The sequence below is a fragment of the Streptomyces sp. NPDC018263 genome (genome assembly GCF_055562575.1).
In genome coordinates this window covers 257,898-282,324 of record NZ_JBVHFA010000007.1, presented here as the reverse complement: position 1 = coordinate 282,324, position 24,427 = coordinate 257,898, and the positions used below count along the sequence as shown (strand labels likewise).

The 24,427-nt window shown below is 73.0% G+C and carries 26 protein-coding genes; 9 read left to right on the top strand and 17 right to left on the bottom strand.

Features of this window, described 5'->3' with window-relative positions; translation table 11 throughout:
• Positions 1-142 precede the first annotated feature (142 nt).
• Positions 143-682 (top strand): hypothetical protein, encoded by a 540-nt coding sequence (locus ACZ3HQ_RS21775; protein ID WP_467513219.1) that lies wholly within the window; start codon positions 143-145, stop codon positions 680-682.
• Between the two features lie 4 nt (positions 683-686).
• Here ACZ3HQ_RS21775 and ACZ3HQ_RS21770 read toward each other — a convergent pair whose 3' ends face one another.
• The 4 genes from ACZ3HQ_RS21770 to ACZ3HQ_RS21755 all read right to left on the bottom strand — a co-directional run bounded on the left by ACZ3HQ_RS21770 (position 687) and on the right by ACZ3HQ_RS21755 (position 4,802).
• On the bottom strand, positions 687-1,241 hold the full coding sequence (locus tag ACZ3HQ_RS21770; RefSeq protein ID WP_467513218.1) for a PadR family transcriptional regulator: 555 nt from the start codon (positions 1,239-1,241) through the stop codon (positions 687-689).
• Between the two features lie 26 nt (positions 1,242-1,267).
• Positions 1,268-3,283: an NADPH-dependent 2,4-dienoyl-CoA reductase gene (locus ACZ3HQ_RS21765; RefSeq protein ID WP_467513216.1), complete on the bottom strand. Its 2,016-nt coding sequence runs from the start codon at positions 3,281-3,283 to the stop codon at positions 1,268-1,270.
• A gap of 178 nt (positions 3,284-3,461) precedes the next feature.
• Positions 3,462-3,836 (bottom strand): hypothetical protein, encoded by a 375-nt coding sequence (locus ACZ3HQ_RS21760; RefSeq protein WP_467513215.1) that lies wholly within the window; start codon positions 3,834-3,836, stop codon positions 3,462-3,464.
• An 84-nt stretch (positions 3,837-3,920) separates the two neighbouring features.
• A complete protein-coding gene (locus ACZ3HQ_RS21755) occupies positions 3,921-4,802 on the bottom strand; it encodes a hypothetical protein (protein ID WP_467513213.1) in 882 nt (293 codons plus the stop codon).
• Between the two features lie 309 nt (positions 4,803-5,111).
• Here ACZ3HQ_RS21755 and ACZ3HQ_RS21750 point away from each other — a divergent pair, with 309 nt between their 5' ends.
• Entirely contained in the window at positions 5,112-7,193 is a 2,082-nt protein-coding gene (locus ACZ3HQ_RS21750) for a SpoIIE family protein phosphatase (protein WP_467513212.1), read from the top strand.
• Between the two features lie 32 nt (positions 7,194-7,225).
• Here the strand turns inward: ACZ3HQ_RS21750 and ACZ3HQ_RS21745 are convergent, their stop codons facing one another.
• Both ACZ3HQ_RS21745 and ACZ3HQ_RS21740 read right to left on the bottom strand, forming a co-directional pair.
• Entirely contained in the window at positions 7,226-8,023 is a 798-nt protein-coding gene (locus ACZ3HQ_RS21745; RefSeq protein WP_467513211.1) for a putative protein N(5)-glutamine methyltransferase, read from the bottom strand.
• 248 nt (positions 8,024-8,271) lie between these two features.
• Positions 8,272-9,336: an ABC-2 transporter permease gene (locus tag ACZ3HQ_RS21740; protein WP_467513209.1), complete on the bottom strand. Its 1,065-nt coding sequence runs from the start codon at positions 9,334-9,336 to the stop codon at positions 8,272-8,274.
• Between the two features lie 151 nt (positions 9,337-9,487).
• On the opposite strand from ACZ3HQ_RS21740, the gene ACZ3HQ_RS21735 reads away from it, so the two are divergent.
• Positions 9,488-9,919: a MarR family winged helix-turn-helix transcriptional regulator gene (locus ACZ3HQ_RS21735; RefSeq protein ID WP_467513208.1), complete on the top strand. Its 432-nt coding sequence runs from the start codon at positions 9,488-9,490 to the stop codon at positions 9,917-9,919.
• A 7-nt stretch (positions 9,920-9,926) separates the two neighbouring features.
• Here ACZ3HQ_RS21735 and ACZ3HQ_RS21730 read toward each other — a convergent pair whose 3' ends face one another.
• The gene (locus ACZ3HQ_RS21730) at positions 9,927-10,697 is read right to left on the bottom strand and encodes a GNAT family N-acetyltransferase (protein WP_467513207.1); all 771 of its coding nucleotides are present in this window, start codon (positions 10,695-10,697) and stop codon (positions 9,927-9,929) included.
• 172 nt (positions 10,698-10,869) lie between these two features.
• Here ACZ3HQ_RS21730 and ACZ3HQ_RS21725 point away from each other — a divergent pair, with 172 nt between their 5' ends.
• The 3 genes from ACZ3HQ_RS21725 to ACZ3HQ_RS21715 all read left to right on the top strand — a co-directional run bounded on the left by ACZ3HQ_RS21725 (position 10,870) and on the right by ACZ3HQ_RS21715 (position 12,898).
• The gene (locus ACZ3HQ_RS21725) at positions 10,870-11,475 is read left to right on the top strand and encodes a sulfite oxidase-like oxidoreductase (RefSeq protein ID WP_467513205.1); all 606 of its coding nucleotides are present in this window, start codon (positions 10,870-10,872) and stop codon (positions 11,473-11,475) included.
• A 4-nt stretch (positions 11,476-11,479) separates the two neighbouring features.
• Positions 11,480-12,247 (top strand): ferredoxin reductase, encoded by a 768-nt coding sequence (locus ACZ3HQ_RS21720; protein WP_467513552.1) that lies wholly within the window; start codon positions 11,480-11,482, stop codon positions 12,245-12,247.
• A 69-nt stretch (positions 12,248-12,316) separates the two neighbouring features.
• Positions 12,317-12,898 (top strand): Rv1733c family protein, encoded by a 582-nt coding sequence (locus ACZ3HQ_RS21715; protein ID WP_467513204.1) that lies wholly within the window; start codon positions 12,317-12,319, stop codon positions 12,896-12,898.
• Positions 12,899-12,913: 15 nt separating this feature from the next.
• Here ACZ3HQ_RS21715 and ACZ3HQ_RS21710 read toward each other — a convergent pair whose 3' ends face one another.
• Genes ACZ3HQ_RS21710 through ACZ3HQ_RS21700 form a run of 3 tightly spaced genes read right to left on the bottom strand, consistent with a single transcriptional unit; the run spans position 12,914 to position 15,448 of the window.
• Positions 12,914-13,627, bottom strand: a complete 714-nt coding sequence (locus ACZ3HQ_RS21710; protein ID WP_467513202.1) for a class I SAM-dependent methyltransferase — start codon at positions 13,625-13,627, stop codon at positions 12,914-12,916.
• 30 nt (positions 13,628-13,657) lie between these two features.
• Entirely contained in the window at positions 13,658-14,497 is an 840-nt protein-coding gene (locus tag ACZ3HQ_RS21705; protein WP_467513200.1) for an alpha/beta fold hydrolase, read from the bottom strand.
• A gap of 42 nt (positions 14,498-14,539) precedes the next feature.
• Positions 14,540-15,448: a hypothetical protein gene (locus ACZ3HQ_RS21700; protein ID WP_467513198.1), complete on the bottom strand. Its 909-nt coding sequence runs from the start codon at positions 15,446-15,448 to the stop codon at positions 14,540-14,542.
• 321 nt (positions 15,449-15,769) lie between these two features.
• On the opposite strand from ACZ3HQ_RS21700, the gene ACZ3HQ_RS21695 reads away from it, so the two are divergent.
• On the top strand, positions 15,770-16,954 hold the full coding sequence (locus tag ACZ3HQ_RS21695; protein ID WP_467513196.1) for a D-alanyl-D-alanine carboxypeptidase family protein: 1,185 nt from the start codon (positions 15,770-15,772) through the stop codon (positions 16,952-16,954).
• A gap of 18 nt (positions 16,955-16,972) precedes the next feature.
• Here the strand turns inward: ACZ3HQ_RS21695 and ACZ3HQ_RS21690 are convergent, their stop codons facing one another.
• From ACZ3HQ_RS21690 to ACZ3HQ_RS21675, 4 genes are all read right to left on the bottom strand, one after another.
• Positions 16,973-17,992 (bottom strand): asparaginase, encoded by a 1,020-nt coding sequence (locus tag ACZ3HQ_RS21690; RefSeq protein ID WP_467513194.1) that lies wholly within the window; start codon positions 17,990-17,992, stop codon positions 16,973-16,975.
• Positions 17,989-18,747: a FadR/GntR family transcriptional regulator gene (locus tag ACZ3HQ_RS21685; protein WP_467513193.1), complete on the bottom strand. Its 759-nt coding sequence runs from the start codon at positions 18,745-18,747 to the stop codon at positions 17,989-17,991. The genes ACZ3HQ_RS21690 and ACZ3HQ_RS21685 overlap by 4 nt, the downstream gene beginning before the upstream one ends.
• Positions 18,748-18,865: 118 nt before the next feature.
• The gene (locus tag ACZ3HQ_RS21680; protein ID WP_467513191.1) at positions 18,866-19,702 is read right to left on the bottom strand and encodes an undecaprenyl-diphosphate phosphatase; all 837 of its coding nucleotides are present in this window, start codon (positions 19,700-19,702) and stop codon (positions 18,866-18,868) included.
• Positions 19,703-19,925: 223 nt separating this feature from the next.
• Positions 19,926-20,210: an ArsR family transcriptional regulator gene (locus tag ACZ3HQ_RS21675; RefSeq protein ID WP_467513190.1), complete on the bottom strand. Its 285-nt coding sequence runs from the start codon at positions 20,208-20,210 to the stop codon at positions 19,926-19,928.
• A gap of 236 nt (positions 20,211-20,446) precedes the next feature.
• Here ACZ3HQ_RS21675 and ACZ3HQ_RS21670 point away from each other — a divergent pair, with 236 nt between their 5' ends.
• Positions 20,447-20,848, top strand: a complete 402-nt coding sequence (locus ACZ3HQ_RS21670) for a MarR family winged helix-turn-helix transcriptional regulator (protein ID WP_467513189.1) — start codon at positions 20,447-20,449, stop codon at positions 20,846-20,848.
• 204 nt (positions 20,849-21,052) lie between these two features.
• On the opposite strand, the gene ACZ3HQ_RS21665 is transcribed toward ACZ3HQ_RS21670, so the two are convergent.
• From ACZ3HQ_RS21665 to ACZ3HQ_RS21655, 3 genes are all read right to left on the bottom strand, one after another.
• Positions 21,053-21,457 (bottom strand): SseB family protein, encoded by a 405-nt coding sequence (locus ACZ3HQ_RS21665; protein ID WP_030804053.1) that lies wholly within the window; start codon positions 21,455-21,457, stop codon positions 21,053-21,055.
• Positions 21,458-21,621: 164 nt separating this feature from the next.
• Complete coding sequence (locus tag ACZ3HQ_RS21660) at positions 21,622-22,176, bottom strand: cysteine hydrolase family protein (RefSeq protein ID WP_467513550.1); 555 nt, start codon at positions 22,174-22,176, stop codon at positions 21,622-21,624.
• Complete coding sequence (locus tag ACZ3HQ_RS21655; protein WP_467513188.1) at positions 22,176-23,681, bottom strand: purine-cytosine permease family protein; 1,506 nt, start codon at positions 23,679-23,681, stop codon at positions 22,176-22,178. The genes ACZ3HQ_RS21660 and ACZ3HQ_RS21655 overlap by 1 nt, the downstream gene beginning before the upstream one ends.
• Before the next feature lie 230 nt (positions 23,682-23,911).
• Here ACZ3HQ_RS21655 and ACZ3HQ_RS21650 point away from each other — a divergent pair, with 230 nt between their 5' ends.
• A complete protein-coding gene (locus ACZ3HQ_RS21650) occupies positions 23,912-24,373 on the top strand; it encodes a MarR family winged helix-turn-helix transcriptional regulator (RefSeq protein ID WP_467513186.1) in 462 nt (153 codons plus the stop codon).
• Positions 24,374-24,427: the final 54 nt, after the last annotated feature.

The window sequence follows — 24,427 nt, the reverse complement described above, 5'->3', positions numbered from 1 at the left end:
CGGCGGAGCGCGTCACCTGGGCGGACGCCCTGCGCATGCGGCGCCCCGCCGGGCCGCGTTGGCTGCTTCTGGGGTGGCACGGCTGTTCCCGACCCCGGCGGCGCACGGGACGTACCGCCACCGTGCCGCCGGAGGCGAGCCCATGCGTTACATACGACTTCTCTTCCGTTCCGCCGCGCCCCTGGCCGCCGTCGCGGTGCCGCTGGCGCTCGCCGGGCCGGCCGCCGCGGCGGCCGGGATCTCGGTCAGCACGACGGGCACCAACGTGTCGGTGGTGACCAGTGCCTGCGCCCTGAACAGCGGCAGTTGGGGCACCGCCTCGCTGCTGGGCAGCGGGCAGACGAGCTTCGCCCAGGGACGGCAGGTGGCGCTCACCGGTACGACGGCCAGTCAGTCGGCCGCCTGGGCGGGGGTGGCACCGGGGACGTACACGGTCACGGTGCGGTGCTCCAACGGCGTGTCGGCGGGCAGCCAGGTGGTCAACGTGTCGGCGGCCACCACACCGACGCCGACCCGCGTGGCCACGGCCGCGCCCTCGCGGGGTGTGGCCGGGGGTCTCGGCGGCGCCACCCGCGACTACGGCACGCTCACCCTCGGGGTGGGCGCGGCGCTGGTGGGGTCGGCGGTCATCGCGGGCGTCTGGTTCCTGCGCCGAGGACCCAAGGCGTACCGGCGGTACTGACGGATCAGCCCTCGGAGGCGTCCGGTCCGAGCTCGGGGAACTCCTTCAGCGCCTCGGCGAGCCACTGGGCCCAGAAGGTCTCCAGGTCGATCCCGGCCCGCAGGACCAGGTGCCGGAGCCGGTCCTGCGGGGAGTCGCGGCCGGGCGGGAAGTCGCGCTCCTCGATCTCCTGGTAGACCGCCAACCGGCCCTGGTGCAGCTCCAGATGGCGCCGCATGTCGGCCGCCAGGCCCGCCGTGCCGACCACCGCCGCCGCCCGCATACGCAGCAGCATCGCGTCCCGCAGCGGCTTGGGGTCCTGGGGCGCGGCGGTCCAGCGGGCCAGTTCCTCGCGGCCCGCGGGCAGCACCTCGTAACTCTTCTTCTGCCCACGGGCCGGCTGCTCGGACGGCAGCGCGCGGATGAGCCCGTCGGCCTCCAGCTTCCCCAGCTCACGGTAGATCTGCTGGTGGGTCGACGGCCAGAAGTAGCCGATCGACTTGTCGAACCGCCGGGTCAGTTCCAGACCCGAGGACGGCTTCTCCAGCAGGGCGGTGAGGATGGCGTGCGGGAGTGACATGGGCTCATCCTAGGGACGCGCGGTGTCTACAGGGCCGCCGCCAGTTCGGTGCCCTGCTTGATGGCGCGCTTGGCGTCGAGTTCGGCCGCCACGTCGGCGCCGCCGATCAGATGGGCGCTGACTCCGGCCGCGATCAGCTCCTCGTACAGGTCGCGGCGCGGCTCCTGGCCGGTGCACAGGACGACGGTGTCGACCTCGAGGACGTGGCTCTCCTCGCCGACGGTAATGTGCAGTCCGGCGTCGTCGATCCGGTCGTAGCGGACGCCGGGGACCATGGTGACGCCCCGGTGCTTCAGCTCGGTGCGGTGAATCCAGCCGGTGGTCTTGCCGAGTCCGGCGCCGACCTTGGTGGCCTTGCGCTGGAGGAGGTGGACGGTGCGCGGGGACGCGGGGCGGCTCGGTGCGGTGAGGCCGCCGGGGGCCGCGTAGTCCATGTCGACGCCCCACGTACGGAAGTACGTCTCGGGGTCCTCGTGCGCCTTGTCGCCGGCGTCGGTGAGGAACTCGGCCACGTCGAAGCCGATGCCGCCCGCGCCGAGCACGGCGACCCGGTCGCCGACGGGGGCGTTGTCGCGCAGCACGTCGAGGTAGCCGACGACGCGCGGGTGATCGATGCCCGGGATGTCCGGCGTGCGCGGGGTGACACCGGTGGCGACCACGACCTCGTCGTACGCGTCGAGGTCACCGGCGGTGATCCAGGTGCCGAGACGTACGTCGACGCCGTGGGTGTCGAGCTGGTGGCGGAAGTAGCGCAGGGTCTCGTCGAACTCCTGCTTGCCGGGGACCTTGCGGGCCACGTTGAGCTGGCCGCCGATCTCGTTCGCGGCGTCAAACAGGGTGACCTGGTGGCCGCGTTCGGCGGCGGAGACCGCGCAGGCGAGGCCGGCGGGTCCGGCGCCGACGACGGCGACGCGCTTGCGCAGCCGGGTCGGGGTGAGCACCAGCTCGGTCTCGTGGCAGGCGCGCGGGTTGACCAGGCAGGAGGTGATCTTGCCGCCGAAGGTGTGGTCCAGGCACGCCTGGTTGCAGCCGATGCAGGTGTTGATGGCCTCGGGGCGGCCCTCGGCGGCCTTGGCGACGAAGTCCGGGTCGGCGAGCATCGGGCGGGCCACGGACACCATGTCGGCGCGGCCGTCCGCGAGCAGTTCCTCGGCGAGTTCCGGGGTGTTGATGCGGTTGGTGGTCACCAGCGGTACGGACACCTCGCCCATGAGCTTCTTGGTGACCCAGGTGTAGGCGCCGCGCGGCACGGAGGTGGCGATGGTGGGGATACGGGCCTCGTGCCAGCCGATGCCGGTGTTGATGATGGTGGCGCCGGCCGCCTCGACCGCCTTGGCGAGGGTGACGACCTCGGGCAGGGAGGAGCCGCCGGGGACCAGGTCCAGCATCGACAGGCGGTAGATGATGATGAAGTCCTCGCCCACGGCCTCGCGGACCCGGCGCACGATCTCGACCGGGAAGCGCATCCGGTTCTCGTACGAGCCGCCCCAGCGGTCGGTGCGCTGGTTGGTGCCCGCGGCGATGAACTCGTTGATCAGGTAGCCCTCGGAGCCCATGATCTCCACGCCGTCGTACCCGGCCTGCCGGGCCAGGCGGGCGGTGCGGACGTAGTCCTCGACCGTCCGCTCGACGTCGGCGTCGGTCAGCTCGCGGGGGACGTGGGGGCTGATCGGGGCCTGGAGCGGGCTCGGGGCGACCAGGTCGCGGTGGTAGGCGTAGCGGCCGAAGTGCAGGATTTGCAGGGCGATGCGTCCGCCCTCCCGGTGGACGGCGTCGGTGACGAGGCGGTGCTGCTCCGCCTCGGTCTCGGTGGTGAGCTTGGCGCCGCCCTCGTAGGGGCGCCCCTCGTCGTTGGGGGCTATGCCGCCGGTGACGATGAGGCCCACTCCGCCGCGTGCGCGGGCCGCGTAGAAGGCCGCCATCCGCTCGAAGCCGCGCTCGGCCTCCTCCAGGCCCACGTGCATGGAGCCCATGAGGACGCGGTTGGGCAGGGTGGTGAATCCCAGGTCGAGCGGGGACAACAGGTGCGGGTAACGGCTCATCGGGCCCTCCGTGGGGATGCGGTCGCCTCTTGTTGTAGAGCAAGCGCTCACCTTTTTGCAACTAGTTGCATAAGGGTGGGACGGAGGGCACATGGGCGCCGCCCACACAGGCGCAGCCCACACAGCAGAGTGCCCCGGCCGACGGGGGTCGGCCGGGGCACTTCGTACGAGGGGTCGGTCAGCGGCTGCCCAGCAGCAGGTGGAGTTCCCGCTCCTGGTCGCCGGAGGCCGTGGCGGTCTCCTGGACCGTGAACATCTCGTCCAGCGCCTCCCGGAACCGGTTCACCGCCCAGTACCCGCCCTGTACGTCCGCCTGGACGGACGCGCTGAGCTTGGCCGGCGGGCAGTTCCCGGTGTGGGAGTCCGCGATGTCGTACGTGCCGAGCCACACCGTCGGGCGTGCCTCGTCCTGCGCCTGCGGGGTCTCGCCCGCGTCACGGTCCGATGCGAAGCAGGCGCTCAGCACATCGAAGACCACGCGCGCGTCGTCCGGCGAGCACCCGCTGATCTCCACCGAGACGGTTTCCGGGTGCGATGCCTCCGGGTTCGTCATGTCCGCTCCTTTCCTGGCCGTGCGCACGGCTCGGGTACCCCGGCCGGCGCCGGTCATCCCCCGGACAGGGGCGGACCGGCGAGATCAGCTCCGGGTGAACTTGTACGTCTTGCTGTCCGTGATCACACAGAACCCGGGCGAGACGACGATCACGCGCAGGATGCCGCTGCGCCGGTCGTAGTCGACGCCCTCGGTCTCGAAGCTGCCCGAGCAGGAGCTGCGCAGCGGCAACTGGCGCAGGGCGGTGACATGGCCGGACACGTCGGACGTGCCGTTGGGCGCCGCCGACAGGTCGATCTGGAGGAGCGGCTTGGTCATGCCGAACAGCGTGCCCTCCGGGTCGTCGGAGGAGCAGAGCAGCGTGGTGGGCCCGGAGAAGTCGCAGCCCTGCACGTCGCGCACCGGGTGGTCCAGGGTGACCTGGGAGGCCAGCTTCAGGTCGGCCGAAGGCGAGGTGGCGGGGTTGACGCCGGGGGTGGGGAAGACCAGCAGGCGGTTCATGGTGCCCCACTCGCCGGAGAGCATCCACTGGCCGTCGGGAGAGATGGCGGACCAGGAGTTGTTCATCGCCTCGCCGGGGGCGAGCGTGTGCACGTACTCCGACCAGGCTCCGCCGGGCGCCTGCACCCGGTACATCTTGGTGTTGCCCGAGTCCCGCTGGTAGGGCTCGACGTAGTAGCCGTTGTACGAGGCGTCGGGGTCGCCGACGTGGTTCCAGCCCCGGCTGGAGACGCCGACCGGGATGGTGCCGATGCCGGTGTAGCGGTTGGGGCTGTTCGCCGGGACCTCCACGGAGGTCAGGCCCTGGCTCTCGGTCAGCGGGTCGGCGCGGTCGGAACCGGTCTCGGTCCAGGTGTCCGCCGCCGAGGCGGGGGCGGCGGCGCCCAGCGAGACGGCGGCGGCGGTGGCCAGGGTGACGAGTCCGGCGGATAAGGCGTGGCGGCGCTTTCGGGCAGGCGAGGGCATGGGCCGACTCCTCGGTCATGGGGGGTGGTGGCACTCGGTCGGCGGACAGTCTGGCCCGGCGGCGTAGGCATGTACAGACCAACAAGGGAAGATGACGGTGAACTCTGTCGTCTCGTCGGATGACAGGCGCACCGTGCGTCACGGGGCCGCCGGGGCCCGGGAGTACGCCCGGGGCCGAAGTGCGGGATGGTGGATGCGGAGGTGTGCGGGGGCCACAGCCCTCGGCACGCCGGGTGTGAGCGCGGTACAACAAGGGGAGTCGGCACGGGGGACGGCGTGCCGTGCGGACGGGCGAAGGCGGTGCGTGGCATGAGTGCAGCCGAGACTCAGGCGGCCGGGAACGGCGGGCCCGAGCGCGGCCCGGTGCGGCCCGGCGGGCTGCTCGACATGCTGAACGTGGCCTCCGTGGTGCTGGACGGCCGGGGCCGCATCGTGCTGTGGAGCCCGCAGGCCGAGGAGCTGTTCGGCTACACCGCCGACGAGGCGCTCGGCCGGTACGCGGCCCGGCTGATGGTGCACGAACGGCACATCGGGCTGGTCGGTGAGCTGTTCGAGGACGTGATGCGCACCGGGCAGAGCTGGGCGGGCGGCTTCCCCATCCGCCGCAAGGACGGCACCACCCGGCTGGTGGAGTTCCGCAACATGCGTCTGCTGGACGAGCGGGGCGACGTGTACGCGCTGGGCCTGGCCGCGGACCAGTCGACGGTACGGCGCCTGGAGCACGACGTGGCGCTGTCCGAGCGGATGGTGCACCAGTCCCCCCTCGGGCTGGCCGTCCTGGACACCGGGCTGCGGTTCGTCTCGGTGAACCCCGCGCTGGAGCGACTCAGCGGGGTCCCCGCCGAGCGGCACGAGGGGCGGATGCTGCGCGAGGTGCTGCCGCTGCTGGACGCCGACGTGGCGGAGGAGGCGCTGCGGGAGGTGCTGACGTCCGGGGACCCGGTGATCGACCGGACCGTGGTGGGCCGTACCCCGGCCGACCCGGACGCGGAGCACACGTGGTCGCTGTCCCTGTACCGCCTGGACGACTCGCTCGGCAATGTGCTCGGTATCGCGCTGTCGCTGACCGACATCACCGAGCAGCACCGGGCGGCGGTGGAGGCGGAGAACGCGCGGCGCCGGCTCGCCCTGATCGCGGACGCCTCCGCCCGGATCGGTACGACGCTGGAGCTGGAGCGCACCGCCTGCGAGCTGGCCGAGGTCGCCGTACCCGCGCTGGCCGACGTGGCCGCCGTCGACCTCCTGGACGCGGTGGTGGAGGGCAGACGCAGTACGCTCGGCCCGGCCGAGGCCGCCGTGATCCGCGCGCTCGCCGTCCGCCCGGACGACGGCGGCGACGCCACCCGGGCGGCCGACCGCCCCGGTGGGATCGCCTGGTACGGCCCGGACCGGCTGGTCACCGAGTGCGTGCGCACCGGCGAGGCGGTGCTGGTGCCCCGGGTGAAGGACGAGGACCTGCCGCGCATCGCCCGCTCCCCCGAGGCCGCCGTCATGCTGAGCCGGGCGGGGCTGCACTCGTACCTCGCGGTGCCGTTGATCGCGCGCGGCGAGATCCTGGGTGCGCTGGACCTGAAGCGGACCCGCAACCCGGAGCCCTTCGGCGAGGACGACGTGCTGCTGGCGCGGGAGCTGGCGGCGCGGGCGGCGGTGCAGATCGACAACGCCCGCTGGTACCAGAACGCCCGCAGCACCGCGCTCACCCTCCAGCGCAGCCTGCTGCCGAGCCATCCGCCGGTGACGGCGGGTCTCGAGGTGGCGTCCCGCTACCAGCCGGCCGGGTCCACCAGCGAGGTCGGCGGCGACTGGTTCGACGTCATACCGCTGGAGGGCGACAAGACGGCGCTGGTGGTCGGCGACGTGATGGGCAGCGGCATCAGCGCGGCCGCCACCATGGGCCTGCTGCGCACCGCCACCACCACGCTGGCCTCCCTCGACCTCGATCCGTCACTGCTGCTGGAGCAGCTCGACAAGGCGACGGCGGCGACCGAGCACTCCATCGCCACCTGTGTGTACGCCGTGCACGACCCCCGGCAGGGCCGGTGTCTGATCGCCAACGCCGGGCATCTGCCGCCGGTGCGCGTCCGGCCGGGCCGGCCGCCGGAGCTGCTGGATCTGCCCACGGGGGTGCCGCTGGGGGTGGGCGGGGTGGAGTTCGCCACCGTGACCGTCGACTTCGAGCCGGGCGACGAGCTGGTGCTGTACACCGACGGCCTGGTGGAGACCCGCAGCCACTCCCTGGACGAGCGGCTGGAGCGGCTGCTGTCGCTGCTGGACGGCTCTGCGGAACGCCCGCTGGAGGAGGTCTGCCGGCTGCTCCTGGAGACGCTGTACGAGCCCGACAACCACGACGACGTGGCCGTCCTCATCGCGCGGGCCCGTGACCTGGCGTAGGCGCACATAGGGCGCAGGCCCATAGGCGCACATCACCGCACGCCGATCACCACATGTGCGTCCCACTCATGTGAGACCGCCACATGTGTGGCGAGCCCAGCCCGGGTGAAGACGTCGGTGGCGGCGGGCGCCTGGCGGGCGCTGGTCTCGGAGAGCAGGCACCCGCCGGGGGCCAGCCACTCGGCAGCTCCGGCGGCGACCCGGCGCAGGACGTCGAGTCCGTCGGGCCCGCCGTCGAGCGCGACCGCCGGTTCGTGGTCGCGGGCCTCGGCGGGGAGCAGGGGGACCTCGGCGGTGGGCACGTAGGGCACGTTGGCGGTCAGGATGCCGATACGGCCGCGCAGTGCGGCGGGGAGCGCCGCGTAGAGGTCGCCGGTGTGGGCGCGGCCCCCGTGGGGGGCGAGGTTGCGGCGGGCGCAGCGTACGGCGGCCGGGTCGATGTCGGCGGCGTGCACCTCGGCGCCGTCGAGCGCGACGGCCAGGGCAGTGCCGAGGGCGCCGGAGCCGCAGCACAGGTCGACGACCACGCGGGCGTCGGGCGCCTGGGCGAGGGCCTGGTCCACCAGGAACTCGGTGCGGCGGCGGGGTACGAAGACGCCGGGTTCGACGGTGATGCGCAGGCCGTGGAACTCGGCCCAGCCGAGGACGTGTTCGAGCGGGAGCCCGGAGGCGCGGGCCTCGGCCATCGCGGTGGCCTCGGCGGCGGTGCGGGCGGTGGCGAGGATGAGCCGGGCCTCGTCCTCGGCGAAGACACAGCCGGCGGCGCGCAGGGCGGCGACGAGGGAGAAGGGGTCGGCGAGCGGAGCGGGTGATGCGGGCACGGCGGCCATAAGAGCCTGGAGCCTTTCGGGGACCTGGGGCCTCAGGGCGCTCCCGCGGTCACCGTCGCGTCGGTCCGGCCGTCACACGGCAGGGGAGCGAGGAGAGAGCGCCCTGGCTGACACAGCGTTGATGACTCTCACCTCCTCGGTCGCACCGGCCGCGCACTCCGCGCGACCGGACGGCCACCATACCGTGCCGGGGTGCCCGGGCGGAGCCGGGTCTCTGGCGCGGCCGGTGGCCGTACCTCGGTCGTGGCTCAGACGGCCACGCTCTCCTCGGTCTCCTCCTCGGCCTCGCGTTCGGCCTCCCGTCGGGCCTCGGGGGCGGGGGTTTCCTGAGTGGCCGGCGCTGCCGCGAGGGCCCGGCGGGCGGGGCGCTCCCAGAGGGCGGCGATCCCGGTGACGGCGATGCCGACGGCCAGCCAGGCGACGAGGGTCCAGACGTTGCGGGCGATGCCGTCGTCGCCGAAGTACAGCAGCGAGCGGATGCCCTCGACGAATCCGGCGCCGTTCCAGAAGGCGTGCAGGGTGCCGAAGAACCCGTTCTGCAGCTCGGGCCGGAACAGCCCGCCGGAGCTGGTGAAGTTCAGCATCACGAACAGCACCATCATGGCCAGCGTGGTCCAGCGCTTGAGGAAGGTGTGCAGGCCGACGCCGATGAGCAGGATGCCCGCCGAGTACAGCCATGCCATGGCCCACAAGGTGCCCAGGTCGTGGTGGGCCAGGTGGAACACCGGCCCGGCGAGCAGGGCGCCGATGCCGGCGACCACGGCGGCCGTACCGACCGCGATGAGCGCGCGCACCCGTACGGCGAGCGCGGCACCGGCCGCGCCGATGGCGGCGACGGAAGCGTAGGAGCCGATGCTGACGGCGATCAGCAGGAAGAACAGGCCCTGGCCGGTGGGGTCGTCGGAGACCGGCTCGGCGATGTCGGTGACCTTGAGCGGGGTGCCCTGCCGCGCGGCGACCGGCGTGAAGACCTTCTCGACGGCGGTGGCGCCCATGTCGGACGCGGCGGTCGCCACGATCAGCTCGGGCTTATGTGCGCTGGGCACATAGGCACCGGTGACATCCCGGTGCTCGACCAGCTCGACGGCGGCGGCCCGGGACGAGACGGTACGGACGTCGAGCTTGTCCCCCGCCGTGTCCTTCACCGTCTGCGCGAAGACCTTCGCCTCGGGTCCGGCGCCGACCACGGCCACCGGCATGTGGTGGGGCTCCGGGGTGACGAAGGCACCCATATAGGCGAGCCCCATACCTATGCACATCAGCAGGGGGGTGATCAGGTGCGTGAGCACATGACGCAGTGCCGGTGACTTCATCGACCGGAACCTCCAATGGTTGTCTTATACAACTCACGTTCAAGTTGTACTATACAACCAGAATGGTGGGAACGGGTCGGAGAACAGGTCGGAGGAGTTCCGTGAAGTCGGAGGAGTTCCGTGAAGGGGTTCTCATGGCGCAGGTGATCTCATGACGGCGGCGGACGCGGCCGTCGAGACGATCCAGCGGGAGATGACGTCGTTCGCGCGCCGGGCCCGCGCCTCGGCGGGGCGTATGCATCCCGAGCTGTCGCTGGTGTCGTACACGCTGCTGGGGCATCTGGAGGAGCGCGGGGGCTGCCGGGCGACCGACCTGGCCGCGCACTACGCACTGGACAAGTCGACGGTCAGCCGTCAGGTGAGCGCGCTGGAGCGGGCCGGGCTGATCGAGCGGCGGCTCGCCCCGGAGGACGCCCGCGTGCAGGTGCTCCATCTCACCGGGGCGGGCGAGGAGATCCTGGCCCAGGTCACCCGCAGCCGCCGGGCCGCCTTCAGGGAACGGCTCGCCGACTGGCCGGAGGACGACCTGGTCCGCTTCGCGGCGTACCTGGAGCGGTACAACGCGGGGTCGTCCCCCGAGTAGGGGCCGGTCACGCCCCGAGCGGTACGCGCACGCCGAAGAAGCGGGTGTCCAGCCGGTGCCGGAAGCCGAGGGTCTCATAGAGGCGGATGGCGCCGGTGTTGCCCGCGCCGGTGTGCAGGAACGGGCGCTCGCCGCGCTCGCGGATGCCGTGCGCGACGGCGAGGATCAGCCGGGTGGCCAGGCCCTCGCCCCGGAAGGCGGGGTCGGTGCAGACCGCGCTGATCTCGGTCCAGCCCGGCGGGTGCAGCCGTTCCCCCGCCATGGCGATCAGCGCACCGTCGCGCCGGAGGCCGAGGTAGGTGCCCATCTCGATGGTGCGCGGCATGAACGGGCCGGGCTGGGTGCGCGCGACGAGGTCCAGCATCTCGGGCACGTCGGCGGGGCCGAGCGGGACCGCCTCCGGGTCCGGGACGCCGGCCACGCCGTCGTCCGCCATCTGCACGCCGGCCACGTCGAAGGTGATCTCCCAGCCCTCCGGAACCGGGCCCCGGTAGCCGAGCAGGGGTACCTCGCCACCGGGTCCGGCGAGCGCGGCGATCCCGGCCCAGTCGGCGGGCTCGGGTGCGTCGGGCAGGGCCAGCCAGGGCGAGACCTCGACCGGGTACCGGAGCACCCGGCCGTGCCGCTCGGCGAAGTGGGCGTGCGGGCCGGTGAGGGAGGCGCGGGCGGCGTTGTCGAGCGGGTGCGGGGCCTTGGTGCCGGCGGGGCCGGGCTCCGCACCGGCCGGGGTGTCGGCCTCCCGGCCGTCGTACCGCGGGGAGACGTACGCCTCGGGCATCCTCACGTCCTCGTTTCGCTCGTCCTGCGCCGGCGCGGCGGAGCGCCGGCACTTGTCCCCAAGTACGGCGGCGGGACGGCTATTCCCGAGGGTGTCCGGAGTGTGGCCGAGGTCGCGTGCCGGGGCACTGACCAGGGGCGGGGGGTCCGTGGCGGGGGCGTACGGTTGAGCCATGAACGTCACCCGAGGCTTCACGGGCCGCCGGCGCGTCTCCCGTCCGGGACTGCCTCCCGGGCAGTACGACGCGGGCGACGACTGGCCCGTCCTGTCCGCCGAGGTCACCCCCGGCCTGGCTCCCGCCGACTGGTCCTTCCGCGTCGACGGCCTGGTGGAGCGGCCGCACACGTGGAGCTGGGACGAGGCAGAGGCCCTGCCCGGCTCCGAGTACGAGGGTGACATCCACTGTGTGACCGGGTGGTCCAAGTTCGGGGTGCGCTTCGGCGGGGTCTCGCTGGACACCTTCCTCGCTGTGGTGCGGCCACATGTGTCCGCCACCCATGTGCTGGCCCGCTCGCACACCGGCTACACCGCGAACCTGCCGCTGGCCGACCTCACCGGTGGCCGGGCCTGGATCGCCCGGGAGCACGACGGGGTGCCGCTGGCCCCGGAGCACGGCGGCCCGGCCCGGCTGATCGTGCCGCATCTGTACTTCTGGAAGAGCGTGAAGTGGATCGCCGGCCTCACCCTCCTCGATCACGACGAGCCGGGCTTCTGGGAGGGCAACGGCTATCACGAGCGGGGCAACCCGTGGGAGGAACAGCGGTACCGGGGTGACTGAGCAGATGTACGGGACGCCGGGGACAGCCGCCGCTCCCTCGGTCCGCTTCGCGGTGCCGGGCCGTATCGCGGTGAGCGAGCAGGTGGCAGCCGCCTGGCAGACGGCCACGCTGACCGAGGTACGGCGGGAGACGCCGTACGCGTCGACGTTCCGGCTCGCGGTGCCGGAGTGGGCGGGCCATCTGCCGGGACAGCACCTGATGCTGCGGCTGACCGCCGCCGACGGTTATGTGGCGCAGCGCCACTACTCCATCGCCTCCGCGCCGGACGACTCCGGGCACATCGAGCTGACCCTGGACCGGGTGCCGGACGGCGAGGTCTCCGGCTGGTTCCACACGGTGGCGCGGCCCGGTGACAGGATCGACGTGCGCGGCCCGCTGAGCGGCTTCTTCGCGTGGCCGGGCGACCGTCCGGCGCTGCTGCTGGGGGCCGGTTCCGGGATCGTCCCGCTGATGTCGATGGTCCGGCACCATCGCGGCCGGGGTCTGTCGGTTCCGCTGCGGATGCTGGTGTCGGCGCGCGGTCCGGAGGAACTGATCTACGCCGGGGAACTGGGGGCGGAGACGACGGCCGTGTTCACCCGGAACGCCCCGGCGGGTGTACCGGTGGGACGTATGTCGGCCGCACATGTGGCGCCGCTCCTGGCCGAGCAGCCGCCGGGCGGGTGGGAAGCCTATGTATGCGGCTCCAACGGCTTCGCCGAGCATGCCTCCCGTCTGCTCGTCGCGGCCGGTCAGCCGGTGGACCGCATCCGCATCGAGCGCTTCGGCTGAACCGGCGGGAGCCGGTGGCGCGCGGGATGCGCGAGGGGGCGTCGGGCGGGGTACCTGACGGGTGTGGACATGCGTACTCGGTCGCACCGCCCGCGTCGGCGGCACAATCCGCTGCGGCGGCGGTCGGACGTGGTGGAGGCGTGGGTGCTGGCCGTCGTCGCCGTCCTGCTCTGTGTGGCCGCGCCGCTGGCGGGGGCGGCGGCCGGGCTGTTCACCTACGACCGGGCGCGTACGCACGCCGAGGAGCAGCAGGCCGAGCGGCACGCGGAACGGGCCGTGGTGCTCGGCCGGCCCGCGTCCCGGCCCACCGTGCACGGCGACCGCGGCCACGGCTACCGGGCCGAGGTCCGCTGGACGGAGCCGGGCCGCCCGACGCGTACCGCCGTCGCCGACGTGCCGGCCGGGACGCGGGCCGGGGACACGGTGACCGTGTGGTTCGACAGCCGGGGGCGCGCGGTGGCGCCGCCGGCGAACGACGTGGCGGTCTGGCAGCACACCGTCGCGGTCGGCCTGGGCATGGCGGGCGGCACGGCCACGATCGTGCTCCTGGCCCATGCGGTGGAGCGTCGGATCGCGCTGCGGCACCGGCTGGCCGAGTGGGAACGCGCCTGGGCGCGCACCGGCCCGGCGTGGACACGACGACGCGCGTGATCGCCGCCGTACCGGCTATCCGCGCCGCGCCGTCACCAGCCGGGCGCGGGGACTGCCGTCGGCCCGCAGCCCGAACTCCGGGAGCGGCCGGAACTCCACGGTGAACCCGGCCAGCTCCAGTTCCCGGCGTACGTCACCGAGGCGGAACGCCCGGTAGTACATGACGAAGGGCGGCCGCCACACGGCGTTGCGCACCCGCATCACCGCGTCGAAGCCGAGCAGCATCCAGTACGCCGGGGTGGACGGCCGGGGCGGCGCCACCACCGGGAAGGCGAACCGCCCGCCCGGCCGCAGCGCCGAGTGGACCTGGGCGAAGAGGCCGGGCAGTTCACGGGGCAGGAAGTGCCCGAACGCTCCGAAGCTGACGACCAGGTCGAAGGCGTCGACGAACGGCAGCGCGCGGGCGTCGGCCCGCACCAGGGCGACGTCCTCCCCCTGTCCCCGCCGGGCCACGTCGAGCATGCCCGCGCTGAAGTCGACCCCGGTGACACTCCGACGGCACACCCCGCCCAGCACCGAGAGACCGGCTCCGGTGCCGCAGCACAGATCGAGCCCGTCCTCGAAGGGCCCCAGCGGCCCGAGCGCCTTACCCACCGCGTCCAGCACCGACGCGGGCGTCCGGAACGGCGTGTGGTCGAACTTGGGCGCCAGCAGGTCGTACCCCCGCTCCACGGACGACAGCGCCTGCACGGCCAGTTCACGCGTGGTGGGACCTTCGGGGCTGAACATGGCTCCAGCGTAGGGGGTACGTCTGCCGGATCAGGGGCGGCCGAGGAAGCCGGCGACGACCGCCGTGAAGCCGTGCCGGTCGTCCAGCCAGGGGTAGTGCCCCGCTCCGGGTTGGACGGCGAGCCGCGCGTCGGCGAAGAGTTCCGCGATTCCCGCGATGGCCTCGGGCGGGCTGTTCAGGTCGAACTCGCCGGTGAGCAGCAGGACGGGCGCGGTCACCTCGGTGAGCGCGGTGCGCGTGGCCGGCGGGTCGAAGGCGCCCTCCTCGCCGAAGCGGGTGACGGCCTCCATGTTCGCCGGGCGGCTCTCGGCATGGTGCCGCTGGGCCGTGGCGTCCCAACGGCCGTAGAAGAAGGGGCTGATGGCGTCCCAGTCCGTGCCGGTGCCCTGGGTGATGGCCTCCAGTGCGGCGAAGGCCGCCGGGAACCACGGTTCGTCCTTGCGGAGACGGGCGACCTGGCGCCTGCTCTCGCCCGTGATGTCCAGGCCGACCGCATGGGTGCTGGGTCCGATCAGGGCGAGGCGGCGCACCCGGTGCGGGTGGCGGGCGGCGTACTGCGTGGCGATGTTGGTGCCCGCGGAGTGGCCGAGCAGGTCCATCCGTTCCAGGCCGAGGTGGACACGGAGGGCCTCGATGTCGTCGACGAGCCGGTCGCAGCGGTAGGAGGCGGGGTCGTCGGGGGTCGCGGAGCGGCCGATGCCGCGCAGGTCGGGGACGGCCAGCCGCCGGTGCCCGGTCAGGCCGCCGAGGTCACCCAGGTAGCGGGAGTCGGTGGGGCCGCCGGGCACGCAGACCACCGGGTCACCGTCCCCCGCGCCGAGAGTGCGGTAGGCCAGCCGGGTGCCGTCGGGCGCGGAGTAGGTGGGCATGACGGGAAGTCTGCCCCGGCGGCCGTCACGGCGTAAGCCCTGTCAGTCCTTCAGGCGGTCCAGGGTGTTGCGGGTGTCCGTCTTCAGCCAGTCGGAGATCTCGTCGATCTTCGGGGGGTCCTTGTCGGGGTCGTACGAGGAGAGGTAGGCGCTGTAGGTCATCGTGTAGGTGACCCAGCCGTCGCGGACGGCGAGGGTGGCGTAGCGGGAGCCGGAGGAGGTGCCGGTGGTGGTGTCCTGGCTGACGAGGTACGCCTCGTCGCCGATGTCCTCGACCGCGTCGACGTCGTAACCGGTGTGGCTGCGCCCGTAGTTCTTCCAGGTGGCGGTGAACTCGGGCCCCGGGTCGGTCTTCTTGTGGAGGTCGACCTGGAGGGAGAGGTAGGCGTCGGCGTAGGAGGAGCCGGATTTCTTCAGGCTCGCGCTGCAGTAACTCTCCTCCAGCGCGCGGTCCTTGAGGGAGCTGTGGGTCGGGGTGGTGTCGCTCGCGGTGTACTCGTCCTTGAAGGAGCCGTAGTCCGCGCGGGAGCAGAGGTCGGAGGGGGCCGCGTAGCCGCGCAGGTCGGCCGCGTTCGCTGCGGCGCCGATCAGGAAGACGCCGGCGGCCCAGGCGGCGGAGGCCACGACCGCTCCGACGGCGGCCCAGAGCACCGCCCGTCCTGCGGCACCGCTTCCGCCGGCCGCGGGCGGGAACGGCGGGGGCCCGTACTGCGGGGGCTGGGCGTAGGGGTTCCCCGGCTGGGGTGCGACGGGCATCGTCGGCTGCTGGAACGGGCCCGGCGGAGGCGCCTGCGGGACCGGCGGCGCGGACTGGGGGCTCGGCGGAGTCGACTGCGGGCTCGGGTAGGGGTATGCGGTCGGCTGGGGCGGGACCGAAGGCGGCTGCGCGGGCGGTCCGGGCTGCGGCGGCCCGTCGGCGGGCTGCGCGGGCTGCTGCGGTGGCGTGGACATGTCGTGACGATAGGGCACAGTCGGCGCGCGGGTATCCCGCTCGACCGGGATCGTTACGGCATCCGGACACGGGTCATAGGGGCGGGGCACATGTGGCGCCACACCATGTGGCGCCACACCATGTGACACCCCACCATGTGGCGCCGCACCATGTCGCCCCGTCAGACGTCGACGCACGTAGGGGTGTGTTCACAGCCCACCCACAGCAGCCACCCAGGGAGCACCGCCGCATGGTCCCCGAGTGTGGCATCCGGGTTGCTCGGGTCAGCCGTCCGGCGCGGGCAGCTCGCCGCACCTCGCCGACCTTCCTACGTTGATCATATGAGCACCGGATTCTCACGTCGGGCGACCGTTTCCGTCTGTTCCCTGTGCATGGTGGGAGCGTTGGCCCTCGCGCCCGCGGCCGCCGCCACCGGAAGCGGCGGGGAACCCGCGCCGCCCGCACCACGGGCGGCCGTCCCGCAGCCGTCCCTGCTCTACGACTCCGGCGTCCAGGTGCGCCCCCGCGCCGGTGCTCCCGAGACCCCGCAGGTCTCGGCGCTGTCCTGGCTGGTGGCCGACGCCGGCAGCGGTGATGTGCTCGCCGCCGACGGGGCGCACCGCAAGCTGCCACCCGCGAGCACCCTGAAGACCCTGTTCGCTCTCACCGTCCTGCCGACGCTGCCCGCGACCCAGCAGCACAAGGTGAGTTACCAGGAGCTGGCCGACGTCGGCGAGGGCAGCAGCCTGGTCGGGGTGGAGGAGGGCCACACCTATCAGGTGGCGGATCTGTGGCGCGGCGTGTTCCTCAGCTCCGGCAACGACGCCGTGCACGTACTGGCGGCCCTGGACGGCGGTGTGGACACCACCGTCGCCAAGATGCAGGCCAAGGCCCGCACGCTGGGCGCGATGGACACCCATGTGATCTCCCCGGACGGCTACGACGCCCCCGGCCAGGTGTCCTCGGCGTTCGACCTGGCGGTGTTCGGCCGGGCCGGGCTGCACAACCCCGACTTCGCCCGGTACTGCTCCACCGCGCAGGCCGAGTTCCCCGGTGACGGCTGGCCGTTCGCCATCGAGAACACCAACCGGCTGCTGAGCGGCGAGGACGGTGTCGCCCCGTACCCCGGCATCATCGGGATCAAGAACGGCTACACCAGCAACGCGGGCAACACCCTGGTCGCCGCCGCCCGCCGGGGCGGCCGCACCCTGGTGGTCACGGTGATGAACCCTCAGGAGGGCGGCGGACTCGCCGTCTACGAGGAGGCCCGCCAACTGCTGGACTGGGGCTTCGCCGCCGCCGGCCGGGTGGACCCGGTGGGCTCGCTGGACGGGCTGCGCGCCACCCCGGAGCCCACGCACTCCGCGATCCCCGTCGCGGCCGCCACCTCCCCGGCACCGGACGACGACACCGACTGGACCCGTACCGCGACCATCGCCGGGATCGTCATTCTCGGCGCGGCCGGCGTGACCTTGGCCCTGCGGAGCAAGGGCGGCAAGGACACCGGAAGCGGCACCCGAGCCTGACCGGCGCGTACCCGCAGGTCAGGAGGCCAGGTCCAGCGCCGGTACGGTACGCACCGCGCCCACCGGCCGGCCCCCGCCCAGCAGGGGCGCGCCCGCGAACTCGGTGAGGAGGGCCGGGTCGATCCCGGCGTGGGCGAGGGCGGCCGCGGCGACGGGGACACGGGCCCGGTCGGCACCGTCCGCGATCTTCACGGCGATGGCGCGGCCGTCGGGCAGCGCGGCCACCTGGACGCCCTCGAAGCCGTCCTTGGCGAGCAGTCCGGGCACGGTCCGCATCAGCGCGGCCACGTCGCGGCGGACCCCGGAGGCCATCTCGGCGTGCTCGCGCATCGCGTCCGCCACGCGGGCCTCGGGCGTGCCGGGGGCGGCGGTGGTGATGCGGGCGAGGGCCCGGGCGAGGCCGTGCAGGGAGACGGCGAACAGGGGCGCGCCGCAGCCGTCGACGGTGACGTGGGCGACCCGCTGGCCGGTGAGGTCCTCGATCGTGTCGGCGACGGCCCGCTGGAGGGGGTGGGCCGGGTCGAGGTAGTCGTCCAGGGACCAGCCGTTGAGCTTGGCGGTCCACAGCATGGCGGCATGCTTGCCGGAGCAGTTCTGTGCGAGCCGGGAGGGGCCCCGGCCCTCGCGGACCCAGGTGTCGCGGACGACGGGGTCGAACGGCATGTCGGGGGTGTTGCGCAGCTCGGCCTCGGTGAGTCCGGCGAGGTCCAGGATGCGCCGGGTGCCGTCGAGGTGGCGTTCCTCCCCGGAGTGGCTGGCGGCGGCCAGGGAGAGGAGGTCGCCGTCGAGGGGCAGGCCCGCGCGGAGCATGGCGACGGCCTGGAGCGGCTTGAGCGCCGAGCGCGGGTAGAAGGCGGCCTCGGTGTCACCGAGCCGCAGTCGCACCCCGCCGTCGGCGTCGAGGACGAGGACCGAGCCGTGGTGGACGCCCTCGATCACTCCGCCGCGCACCAGGTGGGCGACGGGGGTGTGACCGGGTTCGCGGAGAGCGGGGGCCTCGAGGATCGCGGGGTCGGGAACGGCCTGGGCACGGGTCACGCGTCGGCTCCGGTGGTGTCGGGGCCGCCCGGTACGGGCAGCGCCGGGGGTGTGGCGGTGCCCGCGGGGCGGACGATTCGGGTGAGGGTCGTGGCGACCCGGTCGAGGTGGTGGGTCATCGCGGCGACGGCGTCGCGTTCGGAGCCCGCGACGAGCGCGTCGAGGAGGGTTCGGTGCTCGCGGTCGGACTGCTCGCGGCGCCCGCCCAGTTCGGTGAGGAAGGCCGACTGGCGGGCGAGGGCGTCGCGGATCTCCTCGATCACCTTGCGGAAGACCGGGTTCCGGGCGGCCTCCGCGACGGCGAGGTGGAACAGGGTGTCCATGGCGACCCAGGCCGCGGTGTCCGTCTCCCGCTCCATGCGGTCCAGGAGCTGGGTCAGCCGGTCCAGGTCCTCCGGGGTGCGGCGCCGGGCCGCGTACCCCGCGACCGGCACCTCGATGTGCCGGCGGACCTCCAGCAGGTCACTGGCCGCGTAGTCGCCGAAGGTGGGGTCCTGAACGGCGTCGGCCGTGACGAACGTGCCCCGGCCGGTACGCGAGACCGTGAGCCCCATGGTGTGCAGGGCGCGCAGGGCCTCGCGGACGACGGGCCGGGAGACCTCCAGGGTGCGGCACAGCTCGGCCTCGGAGGGCAGCTTGTCCCCGATCGCGTACTCGCCGCGCTCGATGGCGCCGCGGAGGTGGCCGAGGACCGCCTCCAGGGCGCTGACACGCCGGGGGGCCGGACCACCTGTCTGGCTGTCTGACAGGTTCACTGGGCGATCGTGCGGTCTGAGGCCAGAACCTGTCAAGGCGTGACGATCCGGGACGCGCACGGGGTGCGGACGCCCGGCTTGTCCGGACGTCCGCACCCCGTGCGGTGGCGTGCTCGCCTCAGTTGCTGAGCGTGCCGGTGGCCAGCAGGCCGATCAGCGCCACGCCGACGACGATCCGGTAGATCACGAAGGCGTTGAACGAGTGCTTGGCGACGAACTTCAGCAGCCAGGCGATGGAGGCGTAGGCGACGACGAAGGAGACGACGGTGCCGACCGCCAGCGGGGCGGCGCTCACACCGGCGCCGAGGGCGTCCTTCAGCTCGTAGACACCGGCGCCGGTGAGGGCCGGGATGCCGAGGAAGAAGGAGAGGCGGGTGGCGGCGACCCGGTCGAGGTCGAGGATGAGCGCCGTCGACATGGTGGCGCCGGAGCGGGAGAAGCCGGGGAAGAGCAGCGCGAGGATCTGCGAGCAGCCGACCAGCATCGCGTCCTTGAACGAGGTGTCGTCCTCGCCCCTCTTGTGGCGGCCCATCTGGTCGGCGGCCCACATGACGCCGGAGCCCACGATCAGCGAGCCGGCGACGACCCAGAGGGAGGCGAGCGGGCCGTCGATCAGCGGCTTGGCGGCCAGTCCGACGACGACGATCGGGACGGTGGCCGCGATCACCCACCAGGCGAACTTGTAGTCGTGGCGGTAGCGCTCCTCCGGGTGGAACAGGCCCCGGAACCAGGCGCTGACGATCCGCTTGATGTCCTTGAAGAAGTACACGAGCACGGCCGCGATGGCGCCGACCTGGATCACCGCGGAGAACCCGACCACGGACTTGTCGTCCACAGGGATGCCCATGAGCCCCTCGGTGATCTTCAGATGGCCGGTGGAGGACACCGGGAGGAACTCGGTCACCCCCTCCACTACGCCGAGGACGACGGCCTGACCGACAGAGATGGCACTCATGGATTCCAGTTCTGGGGAGAGGGGGTCGACGGCGGTGCGGACACGCCTTGGCGCGCCCGTACGGCACCGGCGCGGACCGCTCCGGAGTGCCGCCCGCGCGTACGGCAGCGTAGAGGCACCCGGGGTGTGGGACGGAACGCGGCCACGCGCGCGCCGGGCGGAACCCGGCTCCCTCACAACGACTTCTTACCGTCGGTGCCCGTATTGCCCAGGGAAGTGAGGATCACCAGTTCTTCTCGAAGAGCTGCGCCACCTCGGCGATCCGGGCCTCGTCGCGGCGGTAGTAGGTGCGCAGCAGCCGGCGGCGAGTGCGCAGCAGGCCGAGTCGGGCGAGGAAGTCGAGATGGGCGGCAGCCGTACGGCGGGGCACACCGAGTTTGGCGGCGACGGCGCGCGAAGTGACGCCGGTGCCGAGGGGGTCGAGGCTCGCCGGGGGGAAGTGGGCGTGCGGGTCCTTGAGCCAGTGCAGGACCGTCTGCCGGATACGGCCCGAGGGAGTGCCCATCACGCCTGCGCCTCCCTCCCCCGGCCCCGGGGCTGCTTGTGTCCCGTGGTCCCACTGTGGCGCAGGCGACGGGGGCGCGTCCGGCTCTCGGGACGGGTTGTCCGGTACCGGACGGCGGGCGGTGCGGGGGCGTTGCCGGGGCGGGGTGAGGCCGGAGGGCCGGGACCGCCCGGACGGCGGCTTGCTTCCGTACTAGTTGCACAGTCAACGATTGGCTGGATCGGTGCTACCGTGCGGGTATGGCAGTGAAGACGGGTGAGGGCGCCCGGCTCGAAGAACGTTGGCGGGACATCCTCGCGGTGCACGCGCGCACCATGTGCGAGATAGACCGAGCCCTGCATCCGCACGGGCTGGGTGCCAGCGACTTCGAGGTGCTGGACATCCTGTCGGCGGAGACGCCCGTGGAGGGCGACCACTGCCGGGTGCAGAACCTGGTCGGCCGGGTCCACCTCAGCCAGTCCGCGCTCTCGCGGCTGATCGGACGGCTGGAGAAGGAAGGGCTGGTCGAGCGCTCGGTGTGCGTGGAGGACCGGCGCGGGGTGTGGGTGAGCCTCACCCGCCGGGGCCGCGAACTGCACGCGGAGGTGCTGCCGCTGCAGCGCGGGGTGCTGGAGCGGATGCTGGCGGAGTCTTCGGACTGACCCGCTGGCTCACACATAGGTGCAGGGCACATAGCCGCTTGGCACACAGCTGCTGGGCACATGTGTGCCGCCCACACCGGCGCTAGGCACATGTGCGCTGCCCACATGGGTCTGCGACACATCAGCGGCCGCGCACCCCCACACCCGCAGACACACCCGTATGGCGAAGCCGCCCATGTGCGACTCCGCCATACGTCAGGCGGTTCAGCGCGCCAGCAGTGAGCGCACGCCCTGCGAGGTCAGCGTCAGCCCGTGCTCCGAGCTGCCGTCGATGGTGAGCGACAGCTCCTCCTCGGGCCACTGGGAGGCGAGGGCGCCGAGCTGGATGAGGCGGTAGCGGGAGACGGAGGGCAGCAGCCCGGCCATCTCCAGTTCCGAGGTGAAGACGGGTACCACCTGCTCGCCACCGGGCTGCTCGAGCACCGGCAGGGCGACCATGGTGGAGTCGGCACCCTCCGCGTCCACGGCCTCGTCGGGCATCGGGACGAGCACGTCGCTGTGCGCGAGGGTCTCAAGGGCGGCCTGGTCGTCGGTGTTGACGGCCAGCACGTCCAGCGCCTGCTGGGCGGGCGTCGGCGTCGGAAGGTCGTCGTGTGCGGGTGTCTCCATGGCACATCCCCAGGTAGTGCGGTCGTACGGGCTCACGCTGGACCGGGGCCCGAGCGCGCTCCCGGCCGCGTACCCATCCGGAACCGGACCATGCGCACGGTTTTCGGCGGGCCGGAGCCCTTCACAAGCGGTTCACCCGATCGGACGGCGGTCGGCCGCGCCCCTCAGGGCCCGCCCTCGCCCAGCAGCTCGTCCACCGTGGTGACGCGGGCGAGAGGGCGGTACAGGTCCAGCACGTGCAGCGCCTTGGCGTGCGCCTCGTCGTCCACGCCCGCGCAGGCGTCCGCGACGACCACCACCTCGGTCCCCGCGTCGGCGGCGGCCAGGGCGGTGCTGAGGACGCAGCACTCGGTGCTGACCCCGGCCAGGACCAGCCGCGAGTCCGGTGCGAGGCGGGCGGCGAGTTCCGGGGTCCACTTGCCGAAGGTCTCCGCGTCCAGCACCGGAGCGTCCAGGTCCGCGAACTCCGGCGTCAGCCGCCACAGCTCCGCGTCGGGCGGCTGACGGGCGAAGGGCCACTGCTCGTAGTAGGCGCGCCAGACCCCGGTGGGCCGGGCGGGGGCGAGGAAGCGGGTGAAGACCACCCGGTCCGCGAACGCGGGCAGCAGCCGTGCCACCCCCGCCGCCGCCTCGGCATAGCGCGGGGTGGCCCAGGGGCTGCCCGGTTCGGCGAAGACGCGCTGCATGTCGATGACGGCGAGCAGCCCCGGCACCGGCATCACGCCCCGTACATCCCCTGGACCGGGGCCGGGCTCGGCGGAAGTGCCTCCTGGGCGCGGACCCGCCTCCGGCCCAGGAGCAGGGTGCCGAGGAAGGCGAGGGCGAGGGCCACGAGGACGCCGAGGTTGGCGGCGGCCCACTGGCCGGACCGGCCGCCGAGGCCGAGCGGGCCCAGGAGATAGCCCTGCCAGCTCAGCCAGCCCGCGGCGGTGTTGGTGACCAGGCCCCAGCCGATCACGGTGGCGCCGACGGTGAGGACGAGGGGCAGGGCGCGGGCGTCGCCGTAGCGCCCGTCGGGGCGGAACAGGTCGCCCTCGTCGTAGTCCCGGTGGCGCAGGGCGAGGTCGGCGAGCATCACGCCGCACCAGGCGGCGATCGGGACGCCGAGGGTGGTGAGGAAGCCCATGAAATCGCTCAGGAAGGCCCCGCCGAAGAACACGATGTACAGCGAGCCGGCGATCATCAGGACGCCGTCGACGAGGGCGGCCAGGTAGCGCGGCACACGCAGTCCGGCGGAGAGCAGGGCGAGGCCGGAGGAGTAGATGTCCAGCACCGCGCCGCCGACCAGGCCGAGCACGGCGACCAGGGCGAAGGGGACGAGGAACCAGGTCGGCAGGAGGGTGGTCAGCGCGCCGATGGGGTCGGCGGCGATGGCGTGGCTCAGCTCGTCGGAGGACCCGGCGAGCAGCAGGCCGAAGACGAGCAGGAGCAGCGGGGCGGCGGAGGCGCCGAGGGTGGTCCAGCCGATGACGCCGCGGCTGGAGGAGGAGCGCGGGAGGTAACGGGAGTAGTCGGCGGCGGCGTTGACCCAGCCGAGTCCGAAGCCGGTCATCATGAACACCAGCGCGCCGATGAACTGCTGGGGCGAGCCCGCCGGGACGGCGCTGACGGTCGGCCAGTGGACGTGGTCGGCGACGAGGGCGACGTAGACCAGGGTGAGCACGCCGGTGACGACGGTGATCACGGTCTGCAGGCGCATGATCAGGTCGAAGCCGATGACGCCGCCGACCACGGTGAGCGCGGCGACGACGAGCAGGGCCACGGCCTTGGTCTCGGCGCCGCCGCCCCAGCCGAGCCGGCTGAAGACGGTGGCGGTGGCGAGGGTGGCAAGAGTGGCGAGTACGGTTTCCCAGCCGACGGTGAGTATCCAGGAGATGACGGACGGCAGGCGGTTGCCGCGTACTCCGTAGGCGGCGCGGCTGAGCACCATGGTGGGCGCGGACCCGCGCTTGCCGGCTACGGCGATGAGGCCGCACAGCAGGAACGACGCGACGATGCCGAGGACTCCGGCGGCGAGGGCCTGCCAGAAGGAGATGCCGAAGCCGAGAGCGAAGGCGCCGTAACTGAGGCCGAGGACGCTGACGTTGGCGCCGAACCAGGGCCAGAAGAGGGTGCGCGGGGTGCCCTTGCGGTCCGCGTCCCCGATGACGTCGAGGCCGTGGGTCTCCAGTTGGATCTGGCGGCCGTCGGCTCCGCTCTCCTGGGGGTGCTGCGGCTGCGTCATCGGCGACCTACCTGTCCTGACGTGTCGCGTCCACGCTAGGCGGGTGGGTGGAGGGGTGCAAGGAACGACCCGGCGTCAGCCGGTGGGCCGGACGTAGGCGTTGGGGCGGCAGAGGGTGGGCAGCCCTCGCCGTCTTCGCCGACCTCGGCACCCTCTTCCCGGCCACCGCCTGACATCCCCTCACGTCCCAAAAAGTTGCTTCACCGTACACGCATCTGCATAATGAGCTTATGCATAAGCGGGTTATGAACAGCGGTCCCGCCGAAATCACCGCCGGGACCTCCGCCGAGGATCTGATGATCGCCGTGGAGCAGCTCGTCCGTCATGTACGGCGCAGCGCCACGGCCGGCGGGCTCAGTACCGCCGCCTCCTCGGTGCTCGGCCGGCTGGGCCGTGAGGGGCCGCAGCGGCTGACCGAGCTGGCGCGGGCGGAGAACGCCACCCAGCCGAACATGACCCAGCTCGTCACCCGCATGGAGCGTGCGGGTCTGGTGCGGCGCGTCGCCGACCGCACGGACCGGCGGGGCGTGCTGGTGGAGGTCACCGAGCTGGGCGAGCAGGTGTTCCGGGAGCGCCGGGCCGAGCGGGCCGAGGCGCTGGGACAGCTCGTCGGTGAACTGTCCGAGCCGGAGCGGCAGGCCGTGCGGGTCGCGCTGCCGGCCCTGGCCCGCGCGATACAGGAGCGTTCCTGAGCCACCCGTCGGATCTCTCCGGCGCCGCCGCGGCAGGGCCGGGGAGAGCGACTC